Raw genomic sequence first — 18,314 nt, 5'->3', positions numbered from 1 at the left:
TCGGGGGCGTGTCGACGCCGTGGTGCGGGCGCGGTTCGATCTGGCCGCCGATCTGCCGGTGCGTGCGGCGTTGTTGCGGACGGCGGCCGACGGGTGGCGGTTCGTGTTGGCGGTGCATCACCATGCGGTGGACGAGTGGTCGTTGCCGGTGCTGTTGCGGGACGTGTCGACGGCGTACCGGGCGCGGTTGGCCGGTGGTGAGCCGGACTGGGCGCCGCTGCCGGTGCAGTACGCCGACCACGCGCTCTGGCAGCGCGAGCACCTCGGCCGCCCGGACGACCCGAGCTCGGAGCTGGCCCGGCACCTGGCCTACTGGCGGGGCGCGCTGGCTGGGGCGCCCGAGGAGTCGACGATCTGCGCCGACCGGCCGCGGCCGGTCGAGCCCACCCACCGCGGCACGGACGTCGCCTTCACCCTCGGTGACGACGTCGTGGCCGGCCTGCGCGCCGTCGCGTCCCGCCACGGGGTCACCTCGTTCATGATCGCCCAGGCCGCGGTGGCCCTCGCGGTGACCGCGCTCGACGGGACCGGCGCCGCCACCCGCGACGTGGTCCTGGGGTCGCCGGTCGGCGGCCGCACCGAGGGCGGCGTCGACGACGTGGTCGGCTACTTCGCGGGCGTCCTCCCGATCCGCCACCGCATCGCGGCCGGCGACCGCCCGGCCGACGTTCTGGCCCGGGTCCGGGAGACCGTGCTCGACGCCTTCGCCCACCAGGACGCACCGCTGGACCGCATCGTCGCCGCCACCGGTGCGGCGGGCGACTCCGCCCGCAACCCCCTCTACCAGGTCATGCTCACCCACCAGCAGCACACCGGGGAGCCCTACCCGCTGACGCTGCCGGGCACCGACGCCCGCCCGGACACCACCGGCATCGGCGCGGCGAAGACCGACCTCGACGTGTACCTGACCGACGCCCCCGGTCGCGTCGACGGCTTCGTCACGGCCGCGACCGACCTGTTCGACCGGGGCACCGCGGAGCGGTTCGTCGTGGTGCTCACCCGGGCGCTGGCCGCGATCGCCGCCGACCCGGACCTGCCGGTCGCCGGGCTGGACCTGCTGCCCGACGACGACGCCGCCCGCCTCGCGGACTGGGCCCACGGCCCGACCGGGACCGGAAACACCGACGGCGCCGTTCCTCCCACGGTGGACGCCCTGCTGCGCCGTCGGGCCGCCGCCGACCCGTCGGGCACCGCGGTGGTGGACGGGGCGAACGGACGCCGGTGGACCGCCGCCGAGCTCGATGCCCGGATCGACGCCGTCGCCACGACCCTGGCAGCCCGCGGCGTGAACCCGGGCGACCGGGTCGGGGTGCTGCTGCCCCGCAGCACCGAGCTGGTGGGCGTCCTGGCGGGCGTGCTGCGGGCCGGTGCGGCCTGCGTGCCGCTCGACCCGGCGCACCCCGCCGCGCACCTGGCACGGCTGGTCGAGGTGGCCGGGCCCCGGCTCGTCGTCACCGGGGCCGGGGGACCTGACCTGCCGGTCGGCGCGGAGCGGCTGCTCGCGGTCTCCGACATCCCCGACCGCGTCGAGGTCCCCGCCCCGCCGCTGCCCGCGCCGTCGCCGGGTGACACCGCCCAGATCGTCTTCACCTCCGGCACCACCGGGGAGCCGAAGGGCGTGCAGCTGAGTCATGCGGCCCTGGCCCACCGGCTGGACTGGGGCAACGCGCTGCTCGACCTCGACGCCGGCGCGACCGCGCTGGTCAAGAGCGGGGTCGGGTTCGTCGACGCGGTCACCGAGCTGTTCGGGCCGCTCACGGCCGGTGCCACCGTCGTCGTGGCCCCGGAGGCGACCGCGCGCGATGCCGCGGCGCTCGCCGCCGCCGTCGAGGAGCACGCGGTCACCCACCTGCTCACCGTGCCCGCCCTCGCCGACGGTCTCGCCGGGACCGACGTCGCCGGCTCCGGGGGGCCGGTCCTGCACACGCTGCGGCACTGGGTGTCCTCGGGGGAGCCGTTGACGCCCGGTACCCGGGACGCCATGCGCCGGACCGCGCCGGCCGCGGCGCTGCACAACTTCTACGGCTCGACCGAGGTCACCGGCGACGCCACGGTCGCCGACGTCGACGGGCTCGTCCCGGCCGGCACCCGGGTGCCGATCGGGCGCCCGCAGCCTGGCGTCACCGCCCGGGTCCTCGACGGTTGGCTGCGCCCGGTCGCCCCGGGCGTCACCGGGGAGCTGTACCTGGGCGGCCCCCAGCTCGCCGACGGCTACCGGGGACGGCCGGGTCCCACGGCCGAGCGGTTCGTCGCCGACCCGTTCGGCCGCCCCGGCACCCGGCTCTACCGCACCGGTGACCTGGCCCGGTGGACCGCCGACGGGCAGCTCGAACACCTCGGTCGTGCCGACGACCAGGTGAAGATCCGCGGACACCGGGTCGAGCCCGGGCAGGCGCGGGCAGCGCTGCGCGCACACCCGGACGTCGCGTCGGCCGTCGTCGTCGCCGGGGAGCACCCGGCGGGCGGCACCCGGCTCGTCGGGTACGTGACCGCCCGTCCCGGCCGGACCCGGCCGGACCTGCCCGGTGAGCTGCGGACCTTCCTCACCGAGCGCCTCCCCGAGCACCTGGTGCCCTCGGCGCTGGTGGAGCTCGACGCGCTGCCGCTCACCCCGAACGGGAAGGTGGACCGCCGCGCGCTGCCCGCACCCGGACCGGCCACCGACGCCGGCGGGCGGGCCCCGGCCACCGACACCGAACGGCTGCTCGCGGAGGCCTTCCGCGAGGTGCTGTCGCTCGGCCCGGACGCGGAACTCTCCGCCGATGACGACTTCTTCCGTCTCGGCGGGCACTCGCTGCTCGCGACCCGGCTCGTCGCCCGGATCAACGCCGCCACCGGCGCCGCGACGACCCTGCGCGACGTGTTCGACCGCCCCACGGTCGCCGCGCTCGCGACACTGGTCGACGCCGCCGGCTCGGCACGCCCGGCCGTCCGTCCGGGCGACATCCCCCGCCCGGACCCGGTGCCCGCCTCCTACGGGCAGCTGGCACTGTGGTTCGCCGACCGGCTCGGCGGGCCCGGTGGCCGCTACGTGGTCCCGATCGTCATGACGCTGACCGGTGACGTCGTCGTCGATGCGCTGGTCGGTGCCGTGCGTGACGTGGTCGTGCGGCACGAGGCGCTGCGGACGTTGCTGCGCGAGGGCGACGGCCGGTTGCTGCAGGAGATCGTGCCCGTGGCCGAGGTCGAGGTGCCCGTGGCGGTTGAGGACCTGACGGGTGCCCGTCCGGAGGTGGTCGGGGGGCGTGTCGACGCCGTGGTGCGGGCGCGGTTCGATCTGGCCGCCGATCTGCCGGTGCGTGCGGCGTTGTTGCGGACGGCGGCCGACGGGTGGCGGTTCGTGTTGGCGGTGCATCACCATGCGGTGGACGAGTGGTCGTTGCCGGTGCTGTTGCGGGACGTGTCGACGGCGTACCGGGCGCGGTTGGCCGGTGGTGAGCCGGACTGGGCGCCGCTGCCGGTGCAGTACGCCGACCACGCGCTCTGGCAGCGCGAGCACCTCGGCCGCCCGGACGACCCGAGCTCGGAGCTGGCCCGGCACCTGGCCTACTGGCGGGGCGCGCTGGCCGGGGCGCCCGAGGAGTCGACGATCTGCGCCGACCGGCCGCGGCCGGTCGAGCCCACCCACCGGGGCGAGGACGTCGCGTTCACCCTGGATCCCAAGGTGAGCTCCGATCTTCGCACCGTGGCCGAGGACCTCGGCGTCACCTCGTTCATGGTCGCCCATGCCGCGGTCGCCCTCGCCGTGGCGATGCTCGGCGACACCGGGAGCGGCGACACTGGGACCAGTGACACGGGACCCGGCCCGGGCGCCGACGTCGTCGTCGGGTCACCGGTCGGTGGCCGCACCGAGGAGGGCGTCGCCGACGCGGTCGGCTACTTCGCCGGCGTGCTGCCCCTGCGGCACCGGATCGCGCCCGGGGACCGGCTCGCCGACGTGCTCGACCGCACCCGGGAGACCGTGCTCTCCGGGTTCGCCCACCAGGCCGCACCGTTCGACCAGATCGTCACCGCGCTGGGGACGCCGCGCTCGGCCCGGCGCAACCCCGTGCACCAGGTGCTGCTCACCCACCTGCGGCTCGTCGAGGAGTCCGAGCCGCTCGACCTGCCCGGCGTGCGGTCCCGCCGTGACCCCGCCGAGCTCGGAGCGGTCAAGACCGACCTCGACGTCTACCTCGTCGACGCCCCCGCAGGGGTTGGCGGCTACGTCAGCGCCGCGACCGACCTGTTCGACCGGGCCACGGCCGAGCGGTTCGTCGCCGTCCTCACCGGGGTGCTCGGCGCGATCGCCGCCGACCCGCGGCAGCGCGTCGCGGACCTCGACGTGCTGCCCGTCGACGACGCCGAGCGGATCGAGCGGTGGTCCCACGGGCCCGCCGCGGAACCGGTCGGGCCGTCCACGGTGGACGACATGCTGCGCGGGCGCGCCCGGACCGACCCGGACGCCACCGCCGTGGTCGACGCCGCCCGCGGGACCCGCTGGTCCGCCGCCGAGCTCGACGCCCGGGTCGACGCCCTGGCCGCGCTGTTGCGCGGGCACGGCGCGGCCGCGGGGGGTCGGGTGGCGGTGCTGCTGCCGCGCGGCACCGACCTCGTCGTCGTGCTCGCCGGGGTGCTGCGGGCCGGCGCGGCCTGCGTTCCCGTGGACCCGGCGCACCCGGCGGCACACGTCGCCCGGATCGTCGCCGCCTGTGCGCCGGCCGTGGTCGTGACCGACCGGGCCACCGCGGCAGCCCACCCCGCTGGCCCCGGCACCCCGGTGCGGCTCCTGATGGACGACGACGCGACCCGCACCGTTCTCGACCGCGGGACCGCGGAACCCGGGGCCGGGCCCGGCCCGCAGGACCCGGCACAGATCCTCTTCACCTCCGGGACCACCGGCGAGCCGAAGGGCGTGCAGCTCTCCCACGCCGCCCTCGCGCACCGGCTGGCCCGGGGCAACGCCCGGCTCGGGCTGGACGGCACCGCGACCGCGCTGGCCAAGAGCGGGGTCGGGTTCGTCGACGCGGTGACCGAGCTGTTCGGGCCGCTGACCGCGGGCGCGACGGTCGTCGTCGTGCCGGACGGGACCGCCCGCGACGCCGTCGCGCTGCGCCGGGCGGTCCGCGACCACGCCGTCACCCACCTGCTCACCGTCCCGGCCCTGGCCGACGGCATGACCGCAGACGACCCGGCCGGGCACCTGGACTCGTTGCGGCACTGGGTGTCCTCGGGGGAGCCGCTGCCGGCCGCGACCCGGGACGCCATGCGTCGGGCCGCGCCGGACGCGACACTGCACAACTTCTACGGCTCCACCGAGGTCACCGGCGACGCCACCGCGGCGGTCCTCGACGGTCGCTGCCCCGACGACGCCGGAACCGGTGGGCGGGTGCCGATCGGGCGCCCGCTGCCGGGGTTGCGGGCCCGGGTCCTGGACGGGCGGCTGCGCCCGGTCGCCCCCGGGGTCACCGGGGAGCTGTACGTGGGCGGGGCCCAGCTGGCCGACGGCTACCTCGGTCGCCCGGGGCTGTCCGCGGCGCGCTTCGTCGCCGACCCGTTCGACGCCGAGGGCGGTCGTCTCTACCGCACCGGGGACCTCGCCCGGTGGACCGCCGACGGCCAGCTGGAGCACCTCGGCCGGGCCGACCACCAGATCAAGATCCGCGGGCACCGGGTGGAACCGGAGCACACGCGCGCGGTGCTGCGCGAGCACCCGGCGGTCGCCTCGGCCGTCGTCGTCGCGGTGCCCCGCCCGGCGGGCGGCCTGCAGCTCGTCGGCTACGTGACCGTCCACCCCGGACACCCGGAGGACACCCGGCCCGAGGCGCTGCGGTCGTTCGCGGCGCAGCGGCTGCCGGACCATCAGGTGCCGTCGGCCGTCGTGGTACTGGACGAGCTGCCGCTCACCCCGAACGGCAAGGTCGACCGGCGCGCCCTGCCCGCCCCCGCCCCGGCGGCGTCGGCCCCGGGCGGTCGGCCGCCCCGCACCCCGACCGAGATCGCCCTCGCCGACCACGTCCGGGAGGTCCTGAGACTCGGCGACGGCCACCCGCTCGGCGTCGACGACGACTTCTTCCGACTCGGCGGCGACTCGCTGCTCGCCGCGCGGCTGCTGACCCGGATCAACACCACGCTCGCCTCCGCACTGCGGATGCGGCACGTGTTCGCCCGTCCGACGATCGCCGGGCTCGCCGACGCCGTGTCCGGCGCCGCCCGCCACGACACCTCACCGCTGCCGCCGATCACCGAGGTCGTCCGGCCCGACCGGGTCCCGGCCTCGTACGGCCAGCAGGCGCTGTGGGTGGTCGACGAGCTCGGCACGGGCCCGGCCTACCAGGTCGGTGTCGTGCTGCGAGTCCCCGGCGGCGCCGACACCGCGGCGCTGCGCCGTGCCGTGCACCGCTTCACCGAGCGTCACGAGATCCTGCGCACCACCTTCGTCGCCGACGACGACGGCCAGCTCACCCAGGTCGTCCGGCCTCTGGAGCAGGCCCCCGTCCCGGCGGTCGAGACCGTCGCCGCCGACGCCGTTCCCCGGCGGGTCGGCGAGCTGCTCGCGCAGCGGCGCGACCTCGCCACCGACGGCGGGGTCGGGTTCACCCTGCTCCGGGTCACCGGCCCCGGCTCGGCCGGCGGCGGCGGCGACCTGCTCGTCGTGCACGGCCACCACATCGTGATCGACGAGGGATCGGTGCGCCCACTGGTCCGCGACCTCGACGCGCTCTATGACGCCGAGGTGACCGGGACACCCGCCGCGCTGCCCCGGCTGCTCGCCCAGTCCGCCGAGTTCGCGGTGTGGCAGCGGCGCACCCTCGGCGACCGCGACGCCCCCGGCTCGCGGTTCCGGGCCGAGGTGGACCACTGGCAGACGGTCCTGGCCGATCTCCCGGCCGAGACTCGGCTGCCGCTGGACCGGCCGCGCTCGGAGCGCACGGTCCGCACCGTCCGGACCGTGCGCTCCGGGCTGGACCGTGACGAGTCCGCCGCCGTCGACCGGCTCCTCGCCGACCGGCGGGCCACCCCTCTGCAGGCGCTGGTCACTGCGCTGGCACTGACCCTGTGGACCGAGGGGGCGGGGACCACCGTGCCCATCGGCACCCCGGTCGAGCTGCGCGACCAGCCCGAGCTCGCCGATGCCATCGGCTATCTCGTCAACACCGTGGTCGTCCGCGCGGACATCGACGACACCGCCGGGTTCGGCGCGCTGCTGACCGGCATCCGCGACCGGATCGTCGACGCGGGCGAGCACAAGCACGTCCCGTTCTCCGCCGTCGTCGAGGCACTCGCACCCCCGCGGCTCCCTGGCGTCAGCCCACTGTTCCAGGTGATGGCCGCCTTCCTCGACGATTCCCGACGGGACGATTCCCGACGGGACGATTCCCGACGGGACGACTCCCGCCCGGGGGGCCGGCTCGTCCCGGACCCCGCCGTCGTCGCCGCCGCGGGTGAGGACCGGGCCAGGTCCGCGCTGTTCGACCTGGTCGGTGCCGTCGTGCGGCAGCCCGACGGGGAGCTGGAGCTGCGGCTCGACGCCACCCGGGAGCTGTTCTCGGCCGGGACGGCGGAGCGGCTGCTGGCGGAGGTCCGCCGGTTCCTGACCTACGGCGCGCGCCACCCGCAGCTGCCGGTGCGCCACCTCCTGCAGCTGGTCCGGGCCGCCGCCGACCCCGCCGACGACGGGGGCGCCGCCGCCACCGGGCCCCGGGTCCGGCGCGTGCTCACCGACGTCGGGCCCGAGGACACCGCGTCCTGGCGGGCCGCGCTGGAGTACCTGGGCCTCGCCGTCCCCGGCGCGGGACCGCTCACCCTCCTGCGGCGCGACGACGGCACCGCCGAGCTGACCGGGCACCCGGATGGTCCCGCACTGGCCGGGCCCACCGGCACCCCGGAGGACGCACTGGAGGTCGTCGCCGGCCTCGCCACGCAGCTCGTCGACTCCTACCGGACCCGGGCCGCGCTGACCCTGGACCCGGCGGCCGACCCGCAGGACGACGCCGCGGGCACCCGCCGCCCGAGCCGACCCCGGCTCCGGCCCGCCGACCGGGTCCGCGTCGCGCCGGCCGACGCCGCCGCCATCCGGGCCCGCCACGGCGAGGACCTCCTGCTGCTGCCGCTGTCCGCGCTGCAGAGCGGCCTGCTCTACCACATGGTCCGGGCCCGGGAGGCCGGCGACCACAACGCCTACGTCTCCCAGGTGCTGCGCGAGCTCGCCGGCGATGTCGACGTCGAGCACCTGCGCCGCACGGTCGAGCGGGTCGTCGGCCGCTACCCGAACCTGTCCGCGGGCTTCGTCCCGCTGCGCGACACCGAGGTGGCGGTGGTCCCGGCCAGGACCGCGGTGCCGTTCCGTGTCGTCGGTCCGGACGACCTCGCCGGCGAGACCGTCGCGTCCTACCTGGAGCGCGAGCGGCACGAGCCGTTCGACATCGACGACCCGCCGCTGATCCGGTTCACCCTGGTCCGGCACGTCGAGCGGGCGGCCACCCTCGCGATGACGTTCGAGCACGTCCTCCTGGACGGATGGTCGATCAACGCGCTGCTGGCCGAGATCGTCGACGCCTACGCGGATCCGGGAGTGCTCGGACGGACCCCACCCGCGTCGTTCACCGACTACCTCGACTGGCTCGAGGGCCGCGACACCGCGGCCGCGTACCGGGCATGGGACGACCACCTGGCCGGGATCACCGGACCGACCCTGCTGTGGCCCGCCGGCGGTGACCTGGGCCTGGCCCGCGTCGAGACCGGTGACGTGCACCGCGACCTCACCCCGGACGCAGCGACCGCCGTGTACGCCGCGGCACGCCGGGCCGGGGTCACCGTCGGCACGCTGCTGCAGACGGCGTGGGCGCTCACGCTCGCCCGGGTCACCGGCACCGCCGACGTCGTGTTCGGCAACACCGTCTCCGGACGCCCACCGGAGCTCCCCGACTCCGACCGGATGGTCGGGCTGCTGTTCAACACGCTGCCGATGCGGGTGACGACCCGGCCCGCCGAGACCGTCGGCGAGCTCCTCACCCGGGTCCGGACCGAGCAGGCACCGGTGCTCGACCACCCCTATGCGGAGCTCACCCGGATCCAGGACGCGGCCGGGCTGGGAGCCCTGTTCGACACCCTGTTCGTGGTGCAGAACCTGCCGTTCGACCCGTTCGGCACCGGGGATACGCGGCCCGGTGGGCTGCGGGTCACCGGCGGGACGGTCAACGACGCGACCCACTACCCGGTCACCGTCGCGGTGAACCCGTGGGAGCAGGACGACGGCGTCGCCGTGCACGTGCGCCTGTCCTACCGGCGTGACGCCCTCGACGCCGCCGACGCGGACCGGCTGACCGAGCGCTACCTGCACGTCCTCGGTGAGCTCACCGGCGACCCCGACCTGCCGGTCGGCCGCATCGGCGTCCACCTTCCCGGCGAGCAACCGCCGCCACCCGCCGGGACCACCCGGGCGGTGCCCGCGGTGACCGTCGGCGACCTGCTGCGCGAGCAGGTGGGCCGCTCCCCGGAGGAGACGGCGATCGTCGCCGGCGACCGCCGCCTCACCTTCGCCGGGTTCGCCGCCGAGGTGAACCGGTACGCGCGGCTGCTGCTCGCGCACGGCGTGCGCCCCGAGCACCGGGTCGCGCTGCTGCTCCCACGGGACGAACGAATGATCGTCGCGATGTTCGCGGTGTTCACCGTCGGAGCGGCCTACGTCCCGGTCGACGCCGAGCACCCCGACGAACGGATCGCGACGATGCTCGACATCGCCCGCCCGACGGTCACCCTGGTGACGGCGCGGGACGCGGCCCGCCTGCTGGGGCCCGCCGACGGCACCGGGGAGGCGCTCGACCTCGACGACCCGACGGTCCTGGCCGAGATCGCCGCGGGCGACCCGGGCCCGGTGACCGATGCCGAGCGCGGCGGCCCGGTCGACCAGGACAACCTGGCCTACATCATCTTCACCTCCGGCTCGACGGGGGTGCCCAAGGGCGTCGCCGTCGGGTACCGCGGCCTGACCAACATGTACGCCAACCACGTCACGGAGATCTTCGACCGGGTCGCGGCCCACCAGGGCGGACGCCGGATGCGAATCGCGCACACGACGTCGTTCTCCTTCGACGCGTCGTGGGAGCAGCTGTTCTGGCTGCTCAACGGGCACGAGGTGCACGTGATCGACGAGGAGCTGCGACGGGAGCCGCAGCGGCTGCTCGCCCACTACGACGACGCCCGGATCGACGGGTTCGACGTCACCCCGTCCTACGGGCAGCTGCTGGTCGACTCCGGCCTGCTCGACCGGGACCGGCCCGCCGGCCGGTCGGTCGCGGGGGACGCACCCGGGGTGGTGTTCGTGTCCCTGGGCGGCGAGGCCGTCCCGGACACGCTGTGGCAACAACTACGCGCGGCTCCGGGCGTCGAGTCCTACAACCTGTACGGGCCGACCGAGTACACGGTCAACGCGCTCGGCGCCGACCTCGCGCGGTCCGAGACCCCCAGCGTCGGGCGGCCGATCATCAACACCCGCGCCTACATCCTCGACCAGGCCCTGCAGCCCGCGCTGCACGGTGTGCCGGGCGAGCTCTACCTGGCTGGGGCGGGGATCGCGCGTGGGTACTGGTCGGCCCCTGGCCGGACCGCCGAGCGGTTCGTCGCCTGTCCGTGGGAGCCGGGCACCCGGATGTACCGGACCGGTGACCTGGCCCGCTGGAGACCCGAGGGGACCATCGAGTACCTGGGCCGGGCCGACGACCAGGTCAAGATCCGGGGCTACCGGATCGAGCCGAGCGAGGTCGCCGACGTGCTGGCCGGGGACCCACAGGTCGCCCGCGCCGCCGTGATCGCCCGCGCCGACCCCCGGGGCGCGACCGCGCTCCACGGCTACGTCGTCCCGGCGACCGGGGGGACCGGGACGGTGGACCTCGACGCGGTGCGCGCCCGGGTCCGCAGCCTGCTGCCGGACTACATGGTCCCGGCAGGGCTGGCCGTGGTCGCGGAGATCCCGCTGACGGTCAACGGCAAGATCGACGCCAGGGCGCTGCCGGACATCACGGCCACGGCCGTCGAGTACGTGGCGCCGCGGACTCCGACCGAGGCCGCGGTCGCCGGGACCGTCGCCGAGCTGCTCGGGGTGCCGGAGGTCTCGGCGACCGCCGGGTTCTTCGACATCGGCGGCAACTCGCTGCTCGCGATGCGGCTGGTGGCGCGGCTGAACGAGCGGCTCGGCTCGTCGCTGCTGGTGCGCGACGTGTTCGCCGCCCAGCAGGTCGCCGCGCTCGCCGCGCTGGTCGACGGGACGTACCCGGCCGACGGCCCCGCTGCGTCCGCCACCGGGGGGGACGGGGCCGCCGACGTCGCCGGCGCCGTGCTCGTCCCGCTCGTCCCGTCGACGACCGGCCGGCACCTGTTCTGCGCGCACGCCCGCTACGGGCACGCCTCGCTGTACGCGGGACTGGCCGGTCACGTCCCCGACGGCGTCGGCGTCGTCGGGCTGCAGGACCCGGCCCATACCGGGCTCGACACCGAGTTCGGCTCGATGGCCGAGCTCGCGTCGGTGTACGCCGACGCCGTCCAACGGGCCCAGCTCGAGGGCCCCTACGACCTGCTGGGCTGGTCCTTCGGCGGGCACATCGTGTTCGCCGTCGGCCGGGAGCTGGTCGCCCGCGGCAGCACGGTCGCGACCCTCACGATCGTCGACACCACGCCGACCGGTCCCGACCACGTCCCCGACCCCTGTGACGTGCAGCCCCGCGACGGCGTCCCGGTGGCGGCCGACGAGCTCCGGCAGCGCGAGTTCCTGGCGGCGACGGCGGCGGAGCTGCGCGAGGTGCTCGGTGCGGAGGCGAGCGCCGAGGTGTTCGCCGACCGCACCCAGCTGACCGCGTTCGCCGTGTCCGGGCTGCGCTGCGAGCGGCACATGGCCGAACCCACCACCGGCGAGCTCGGCTGCGCGGCACTGCTCGTCGCGGCCGGCCCGCCGGTCCCGGCCGACGGCACCGGGATCTCCGCGTGGACCGCGCACCTCCCGGCGGCCCGCACCGTGCACGTCACCGGCACCGACCACAACTCGATCGTCCGCCCGGACGGCGGCCTTCCGCGCTGGGCGCATCACCTGACCGGCCTGCTCGACCGCATCGACCCGGGGACCGACCCCCAGGAGGACCACTGATGAGCCTGACCGCCGACGAAGCGACCGCGGACGTCGCGGAGCTGCTGTTCCTCGAGCCCGGCGAGCTGGACCGCCGGCTCGACCTGCGCGAGCAGGGCCTGGACTCGGTGCGCACGATGGAGCTCGTGGACCGCTGGCGCCGCGCCGGGGTGTCCGACATCAGCTTCGTGCTGCTCGCCGAGGACCGCAGGCTGGAGCGCTGGCTGGACCTGCTGCGCGAGATGCAGGGCGGCGGCGCGGCGGGTGCCGCCCCGGCGGGCGACGCCCGACTGCGCACCTGCATCGCGACGGTGTCGCTCGGCGGCACCCTCGCCGAGAAGCTCGACGCCGCCGCGGCGGCCGGGTTCGACGGCGTCGAGCTCCTCGACGCCGACCTGCAGGGCTCGCCGCTCCCGGCCGCCGACGTCGCCGCCCGCTGCGCCGAGCTCGGCCTGTCCATCGACCTCTACCAGCCGTTCCGGCGGGCCGAGGGCCTGGGCGCCGCGGAGTTCGACGACGCCCTGACCCGCTTCCGGGGAGAGCTGGACGTGATGGCCGAGCTCGGCACGTCGTCGATCCTGGTCGTGTCCAACACCGAGGCCGACGCCGATCCCGACCCCGACGTGTCCGCCCGCCAGCTCGCGACACTGGCCGACACCGCCGCCGCGCGCGGGATGACGGTGACCTTCGAGGCGCTCGCCTGGGGCACCCACATCGGCCGGCTCTCCGAGGCGTGGGACGTCGCGCGCCGCGCCGACCACCCGGCGCTGACCGTCGCCGTCGACACGTTCCACCTCATCTGCCGGGGTGAGGGCGCCGGGACCGTCGCCGAGGTGCCCACCGAGAAGATCTCGCTGGTCCAGGTGTCGGACGCGCCCTGGCGGACCGGGGACCTCGCGCAGTGGAGCCGCAACCACCGCTGCCTGCCCGGCGACGGCGAGTTCGACCTCGCCGGGCCGCTCGCGGCGGTGCTGGCGGGCGGGTACCGGGGGCCGCTCTCCCTGGAGCTGTTCGACCCCGACCTGCGCCGGCGGGACCCGGCCGAGGTCGCCGCCCGCGGCGCGGCCGCGTTGAAGAAGCTGGTGGACCGGGCCGGGGCGGGCGTCTGACGCGCGGGCACCTGCGGCGGCCCGCCGCAGGTGCCCGCCGGCTCAGATCCGGCCGACCGGCTCGCGCTTCTCGGCCTGGAAGACGTCCTCGCCGCGGCCGTGCGCCCAGTACGCCGACAGCGACATCCGGGACCGGTCGGCCCCGAGCTCGTCGGTCAGGTACGGGCGCAGCGCCTTCATCGCCCCGCGCTCGCCGTGCGCGAAGACCTGCACGTCCCCGGCCGGCCACTCCAGCGCGCGGACCGCGTCGACCAGCACGGTGCTCGTCCCCGCCTCGGCGTCGCCGCGGTGCAGCCATCGCAGCTCGACGCCGTCGGGGTGGACGAGGTCCAGCTCGTCGGCCGTCGAGCCGACCTCGACCAGCGCCACTCCGCGGGCGTCGGGGCGCATGGCCTCCAGCGCGGACGCGATCGCCGGAAGGGCGGACTCGTCGCCGGCGAGCACGTGCCGGTCCGCGGCCGGGTCGGGGGAGTAGCCACCGCCCACACCGCCGAGGACGACCGGGTCGCCCGGCTGCGCGCCCGCCGCCCACGGTCCCGCGACACCGGCGTCGCCGTGCACGACGAAGTCGATCCACACCCGCTCGGCGGCGAGGTCGAAGCGGCGGATCGTGTAGGTGCGGGTCGAGGGGAGCTGCTCGACGGGGAGCTCCTCGCGCAGCGCCGCCAGGTCGTAGGGCGGGACCAGGTCCGACCCGGCCGGGCGGAACAGCATCTTGGCGTAGGTGTCGGTGTGGCCCGCGGCTGCGTTGTCGGCGGCGTCGGCCAGCGCCGGCCCGCCCGCGACGATGCGCACGAGGTGCGGTGAGAGCGGGATGCGCTCGAGCACCTCGAGCACGATCTGGGGCCGCCGGGTACGGGTTCCGGGAGCGGTCATCGGGTTCCTTCCGTGGTCGAACGGGGGTCGAGCGGCACCACCGTGGGGGTGCCGGTGACGGGGTCGGGGACGACGAGGCACCGCAGGCCGAACACCTCCTCGATCAGCTCGGGGGTGATCACCGCCTCCGGGGCGCCGGCGGTGACGACCCGGCCGTCGCGCAGGACGACCAGGTGGTCGGCGTAGCGGGCGGCCTGGTTCAGGTCGTGCAGCACCGCGACGATCGTCCGCCCGTCGGCGTGCAGGGTGCGGAACAGCTCCATCAGCTCGTACTGGTGGGCGATGTCGAGGAACGTGGTCGGCTCGTCCAGCAGCATGATCGGGGTGTCCTGGGCGAGCAGCATCGCGACCCGGACCCGCTGGCGCTGGCCGCCGGACAGCTCGGCGACCGGCCGCCCGGACAGCTCGGTGAGCCGGGTCGCCTCCAGCGCGCCGCGCACCGCCGCCTCGTCGGAGGGGCGCCACTGGTGGAACAGGTTCTGGTACGGCGCGCGGCCGCGGGCGACCAGGTCGGCGACCCGGATGCCGTCGGGGGCGGGGGAGCTCTGCGGCAGCAGACCCAGCTCCCTGGCGGCCTCCTTGGCCGGGAGGCCGGCGAGCGCGCGTCCGTCGAGGAGCACCTCACCGTGGGCCGGCGCCAGGATCCGGGACAACGCGCGCAGCACCGTCGACTTCCCGCAGCCGTTCGGCCCGATGATCGCGGTGAACGACCGGTCGGGGATCTCGACCGACAGGCCTTCGGCCACGACCCGGTGCCGGTAGCCGATGGTGGCGTCCCGGGTGACGATCCGCGGTGCACCGCGCCCGCTCGCCGCGTCGTCACCGGTGAGGTGCGTCTGCCCGGAGGTCGTGCTGGTCATCGGGGGCTCCCGTTCCCGGTCATGGGTGTGTGCCGTACTGCCGGCGGGCCTCGTGCACCAGCAGCCAGATCAGGTAGATGCCGCCCAGACAGACCGTGATGAGGCCGACCGGGACCGCCCGGTACACCTCGGCGATCAGCAGGGACAGCAGGTGGGCGCAGGCCAGCAGGGCTGCGCCCGTGCAGGCGGCGGAGAGCGTACTCACCCCCGCCGAACGGCTCAGGCGGCGCCCGATCTGCGGGGCGACCAGCGCGACGAACGCGATCGGGCCCGCCGCCGCGGTCACCAGCGCCGTCGTCGCCACCCCGACGAGCAGCAGCGACAGCCGCGCAGTGCCGACCCGGGTGCCCTGGGTGACGGCGGCGTCGTCGCCGAGCTCCAACCGGCGCAACGACGGCGACCCGACGACCGTCGCGATCACCAGCACCGCGGCGACGGCCAACGACGGCAGCATCGACGACCACGTGACGTCGGCGACCGAACCGGCGGCCCAGAAACCGACGCTCAGCGCCTCGTCGATGTCGGCCCGGGTGATCAGGTAGGCGTTGACGGAGCCGAGCATCGCCGCGACCGCGATGCCGACGATGATGAGCCGGAACCCGGCGACCCCCCCGCGGTAGGCCAGCAGGTAGACCGCCACCGCGGTGAGCAGGCCACCGGTCAGCGCGGCGGCCGCGATGTCCCAGTAGCCGCCCGCGCCGAACACCAGGATGGTCAGCACCACCCCGGTGTAGGAGCCCGCGTCGAACCCGATGACGTCCGGCGAGCCGAGCGGGTTGCGGGTCAGCGACTGGAAGATCGCCCCGCCGATCCCGAGCAGCGCCCCGAACACCAGGGCCGCTGCGATGACCGGCAGCCGCCACTCGACAACGATGGTGCGCTGGAACCGCTGCCCGGCGCCGACCAGTGCGCGGGCGACCTCGTCGACACCGAGCCGGTAGTCGCCCAGCCCGAGCGCGAGGACCGAGACGCCCAGCGCGACGGCGAGCGCCGCCGCCGAGACGCCGACGAGCCGCAGCCCGATCCGGCCGGAGAACAGCGGGGTGCGGACGGTCCGCTGCGCGTAGCCGAAGTCCACCCCGGCCGCGTCGCCGGCGCCGGGGGACCGTCCGTCGGCTGAGGTGTGCCCGGCAGCCCGGTCAGCACTGTCGGTTCGGGTCACAGGCCGCTCGCCTCCCGCCGCCGGACCAGGGCGATCAGCACGGGCGCCCCGATGATCGCGGTGACGATGCCGACCTCGATCTCCCCGGGGCGGGCGACGACCCGGCCCAGCACATCGGCGACGAGCACGAGCACCGGCGCGGCCGCGGCCGAGAAGGCGATGATCCACCGCTGGTCGGGTCCGACGAACCAGCGCACCACGTGCGGCACCATCAGCCCGACGAAGGCGATCCCGCCGGTCAGCGCCGTCGCCCCACCGGCCAGCAGGGTGACCACGACGATGCCGAGCATCCGGGCCCGGGCGACCTTCGTCCCGAGCGAGGTGGCCAGGTCGTCGCCGAGCGCGATCGAGTTCAGGGGGCCGGCCAGCGCGAGAGCGCCGATCAGCCCGGCGACGAGGAACGGGGCGACGAGCAGCGTGTCGGGCAGCCCGGTGCGCGCGATCGAGCCCAGCCCCCAGTTCCGGAACGCCCGGAAGGTCTCCGGGTCGATCAAAGTGAGGAAGGTGGAGAACCCGTTGAGCACCGCGCCGAGCGCCACGCCGGCGAGCACCAGGGTGACCGGCGACGTCGTGCCGCCGCCCGCCGCGCCGATGACGAACACGACGACGGTGGTCACCGCCGCGCCCAGGAACGCGAACCACACGTACTGGCTGATGCCCGAGAGCCCGAGCATCCCGGCGCCGAGCGTGACGGCGAACCCGGCGCCGGCGTTGACGCCGAGGATGCCGGGCTCGGCCAGCGGGTTGCGGGTGAGCGCCTGGATCACCGCACCGGCGACGCCGAGGGCGGCACCGACCAGCAGCGCGACGACCGTGCGCGGCCACCGCTCGGTCCAGACGAGGATCGAGGCCTGCGAGCCGTCCCGGGACCACAGCGCGGACCACACCTGGTCGTAGCCGATGGGGTTGGCCCCGTGCGCCAGACTCAGCAGCATCGCCACCGCGAGCGCGACGACGACTCCGCCTAGCCCCAGTGCGCGACGACGGTGCAGCGACGACCGGGCGGGCGGGGCCGCCCGCCCGGTGCGTCGCCGGGAGAGGTGTCCGGTCGTCACCGGCGTCAGCCGAGGTCGAGCCCGTCGACCCGCCTCGCCAGCTCGCCGACCGCCCACGGCAGGCTCGTCACGCTGGCGCCGCGGCGCAGTACCCAGGTCAGCTCGCTGCCCGGCTCGTCGATCGTGATGCCGACGTAGCGGCCCTCGGCGACCGGCGGCACGGTTCGGAACAGCGGTGCGGCCTCCCGGGCCGTCCGGCCCGCGGCGTCGTTGTAGAACATCACCAGCACGTCGCCGTCGAGCTGGCCGACCTGCTCGTCGGCGACGCTCGGGTCGGAGACGAACTGCCGGCCCAGCGGGTTGGGTGCGAAGCCCATCCGGGTCACGATGCGCTCCGCGGTGCCGCCGGTCACGGTGTAGTAGTCGATGCCCGACTGGGTGTAGTCCGTCGCGATCGTGATCGTCCGGCCCGCGTACTGCGGGTGCTCCCGGGCGACCGCGTCGATGGCCTGCTCGGCCTCGGCGATCGCGGTCTCGGAGGCCGCCGGCAGGTCGAGCGCGCGGCCGACCATGCGCTGGGTCTCCTGCCAGGAGATCTGGTCGCCTGCCACCTTCTCCGGGTTCTCCAGCACCGGGGCGATCGAGCTCAGGCGCTCGAACGTGACGTCGTCCTGGACGAAGTTGGTGGCGACGATCAGGTCGGGGTCGGTCGAGGCGATGCCCTCGAAGTTGATCGGGTCGCGCCGGGTGACGGTGTCGCGCATCTCGATCCCGGACAGCCACTCCTGGCTGCGCCACGGCCACTCGCTCTCCTCGGCCATCGTGTAGACCGGGGTGACGCCGAGCGCCTCGAGCGCGTCGAGGTTGGGCGAGAAGCCGATCACGGCGATGCGCTCCGGGCGCTCCTCCAGCACGGTCTCGCCGGCCCACGTCGTCAGCGTGAGCGGGTACTGCGTGGTGCCCTCGGCCGCGGGGAGCGCTGGTCCGCCGGCGGGGCCGACGCCGGAGTCCCCACCACCGGAGCCGGCGCAGGCGGTCAGCGTCAGCAGCAGCGCGAGCGCGAGAGCGGGCACGGCGTTCCGCCGGCCTCTGCGGACCATGGAGAGAGCCATGACCGTCCTTCCCTGGGGAGCGGCGGCCGCCCGGGAAAGGGGCGTTCCGGACCGAGCCGACAAATTGACGAAGTTAGGCGAGCCTATGCTGCCGTCCATGCGT

7 protein-coding genes are annotated in these 18,314 nt (G+C 75.7%); 2 read left to right on the top strand and 5 right to left on the bottom strand.

Features of this window, described 5'->3' with window-relative positions; translation table 11 throughout:
- The first annotated feature begins 19 nt into the window (after positions 1 to 19).
- Together XF36_RS34810 and XF36_RS12565 are read left to right on the top strand one after the other, a co-directional pair.
- A complete protein-coding gene (locus XF36_RS34810) occupies positions 20 to 12,118 on the top strand; it encodes a non-ribosomal peptide synthetase (protein WP_082375374.1) in 12,099 nt (4,032 codons plus the stop codon).
- A complete protein-coding gene (locus XF36_RS12565) occupies positions 12,118 to 13,206 on the top strand; it encodes a TIM barrel protein (RefSeq protein ID WP_193394011.1) in 1,089 nt (362 codons plus the stop codon). Before XF36_RS34810 ends, XF36_RS12565 begins: the two co-directional genes overlap by 1 nt.
- A gap of 42 nt (positions 13,207 to 13,248) precedes the next feature.
- Here XF36_RS12565 and XF36_RS12560 read toward each other — a convergent pair whose 3' ends face one another.
- From XF36_RS12560 to XF36_RS12540, 5 genes are read right to left on the bottom strand one after another with little or no spacing between them, the layout of a single operon-like run.
- Positions 13,249 to 14,082, bottom strand: a complete 834-nt coding sequence (locus XF36_RS12560) for a siderophore-interacting protein (protein WP_060712126.1) — start codon at positions 14,080 to 14,082, stop codon at positions 13,249 to 13,251.
- A complete protein-coding gene (locus XF36_RS12555) occupies positions 14,079 to 14,942 on the bottom strand; it encodes an ABC transporter ATP-binding protein (RefSeq protein WP_082375373.1) in 864 nt (287 codons plus the stop codon). The genes XF36_RS12560 and XF36_RS12555 overlap by 4 nt, the downstream gene beginning before the upstream one ends.
- A gap of 19 nt (positions 14,943 to 14,961) precedes the next feature.
- Positions 14,962 to 16,104 carry a FecCD family ABC transporter permease gene (locus tag XF36_RS12550; RefSeq protein WP_145981347.1) on the bottom strand — a complete coding sequence of 381 codons (1,143 nt, stop codon included), beginning with the start codon at positions 16,102 to 16,104 and terminating at the stop codon, positions 14,962 to 14,964.
- The gene (locus tag XF36_RS12545; protein ID WP_060712125.1) at positions 16,101 to 17,159 is read right to left on the bottom strand and encodes a FecCD family ABC transporter permease; all 1,059 of its coding nucleotides are present in this window, start codon (positions 17,157 to 17,159) and stop codon (positions 16,101 to 16,103) included. Before XF36_RS12545 ends, XF36_RS12550 begins: the two co-directional genes overlap by 4 nt.
- Before the next feature lie 5 nt (positions 17,160 to 17,164).
- Positions 17,165 to 18,211: an ABC transporter substrate-binding protein gene (locus XF36_RS12540; RefSeq protein WP_060712124.1), complete on the bottom strand. Its 1,047-nt coding sequence runs from the start codon at positions 18,209 to 18,211 to the stop codon at positions 17,165 to 17,167.
- Between the last annotated feature and the right edge of the window lie 103 nt (positions 18,212 to 18,314).

It is taken from the genome of Pseudonocardia sp. HH130629-09, from assembly GCF_001294645.1.
Classification (GTDB): Bacteria; Actinomycetota; Actinomycetes; order Mycobacteriales; family Pseudonocardiaceae; genus Pseudonocardia.
Note: the sequence above shows the minus strand (reverse complement) of the source record. Positions and strands in the feature narration are given on the sequence as shown.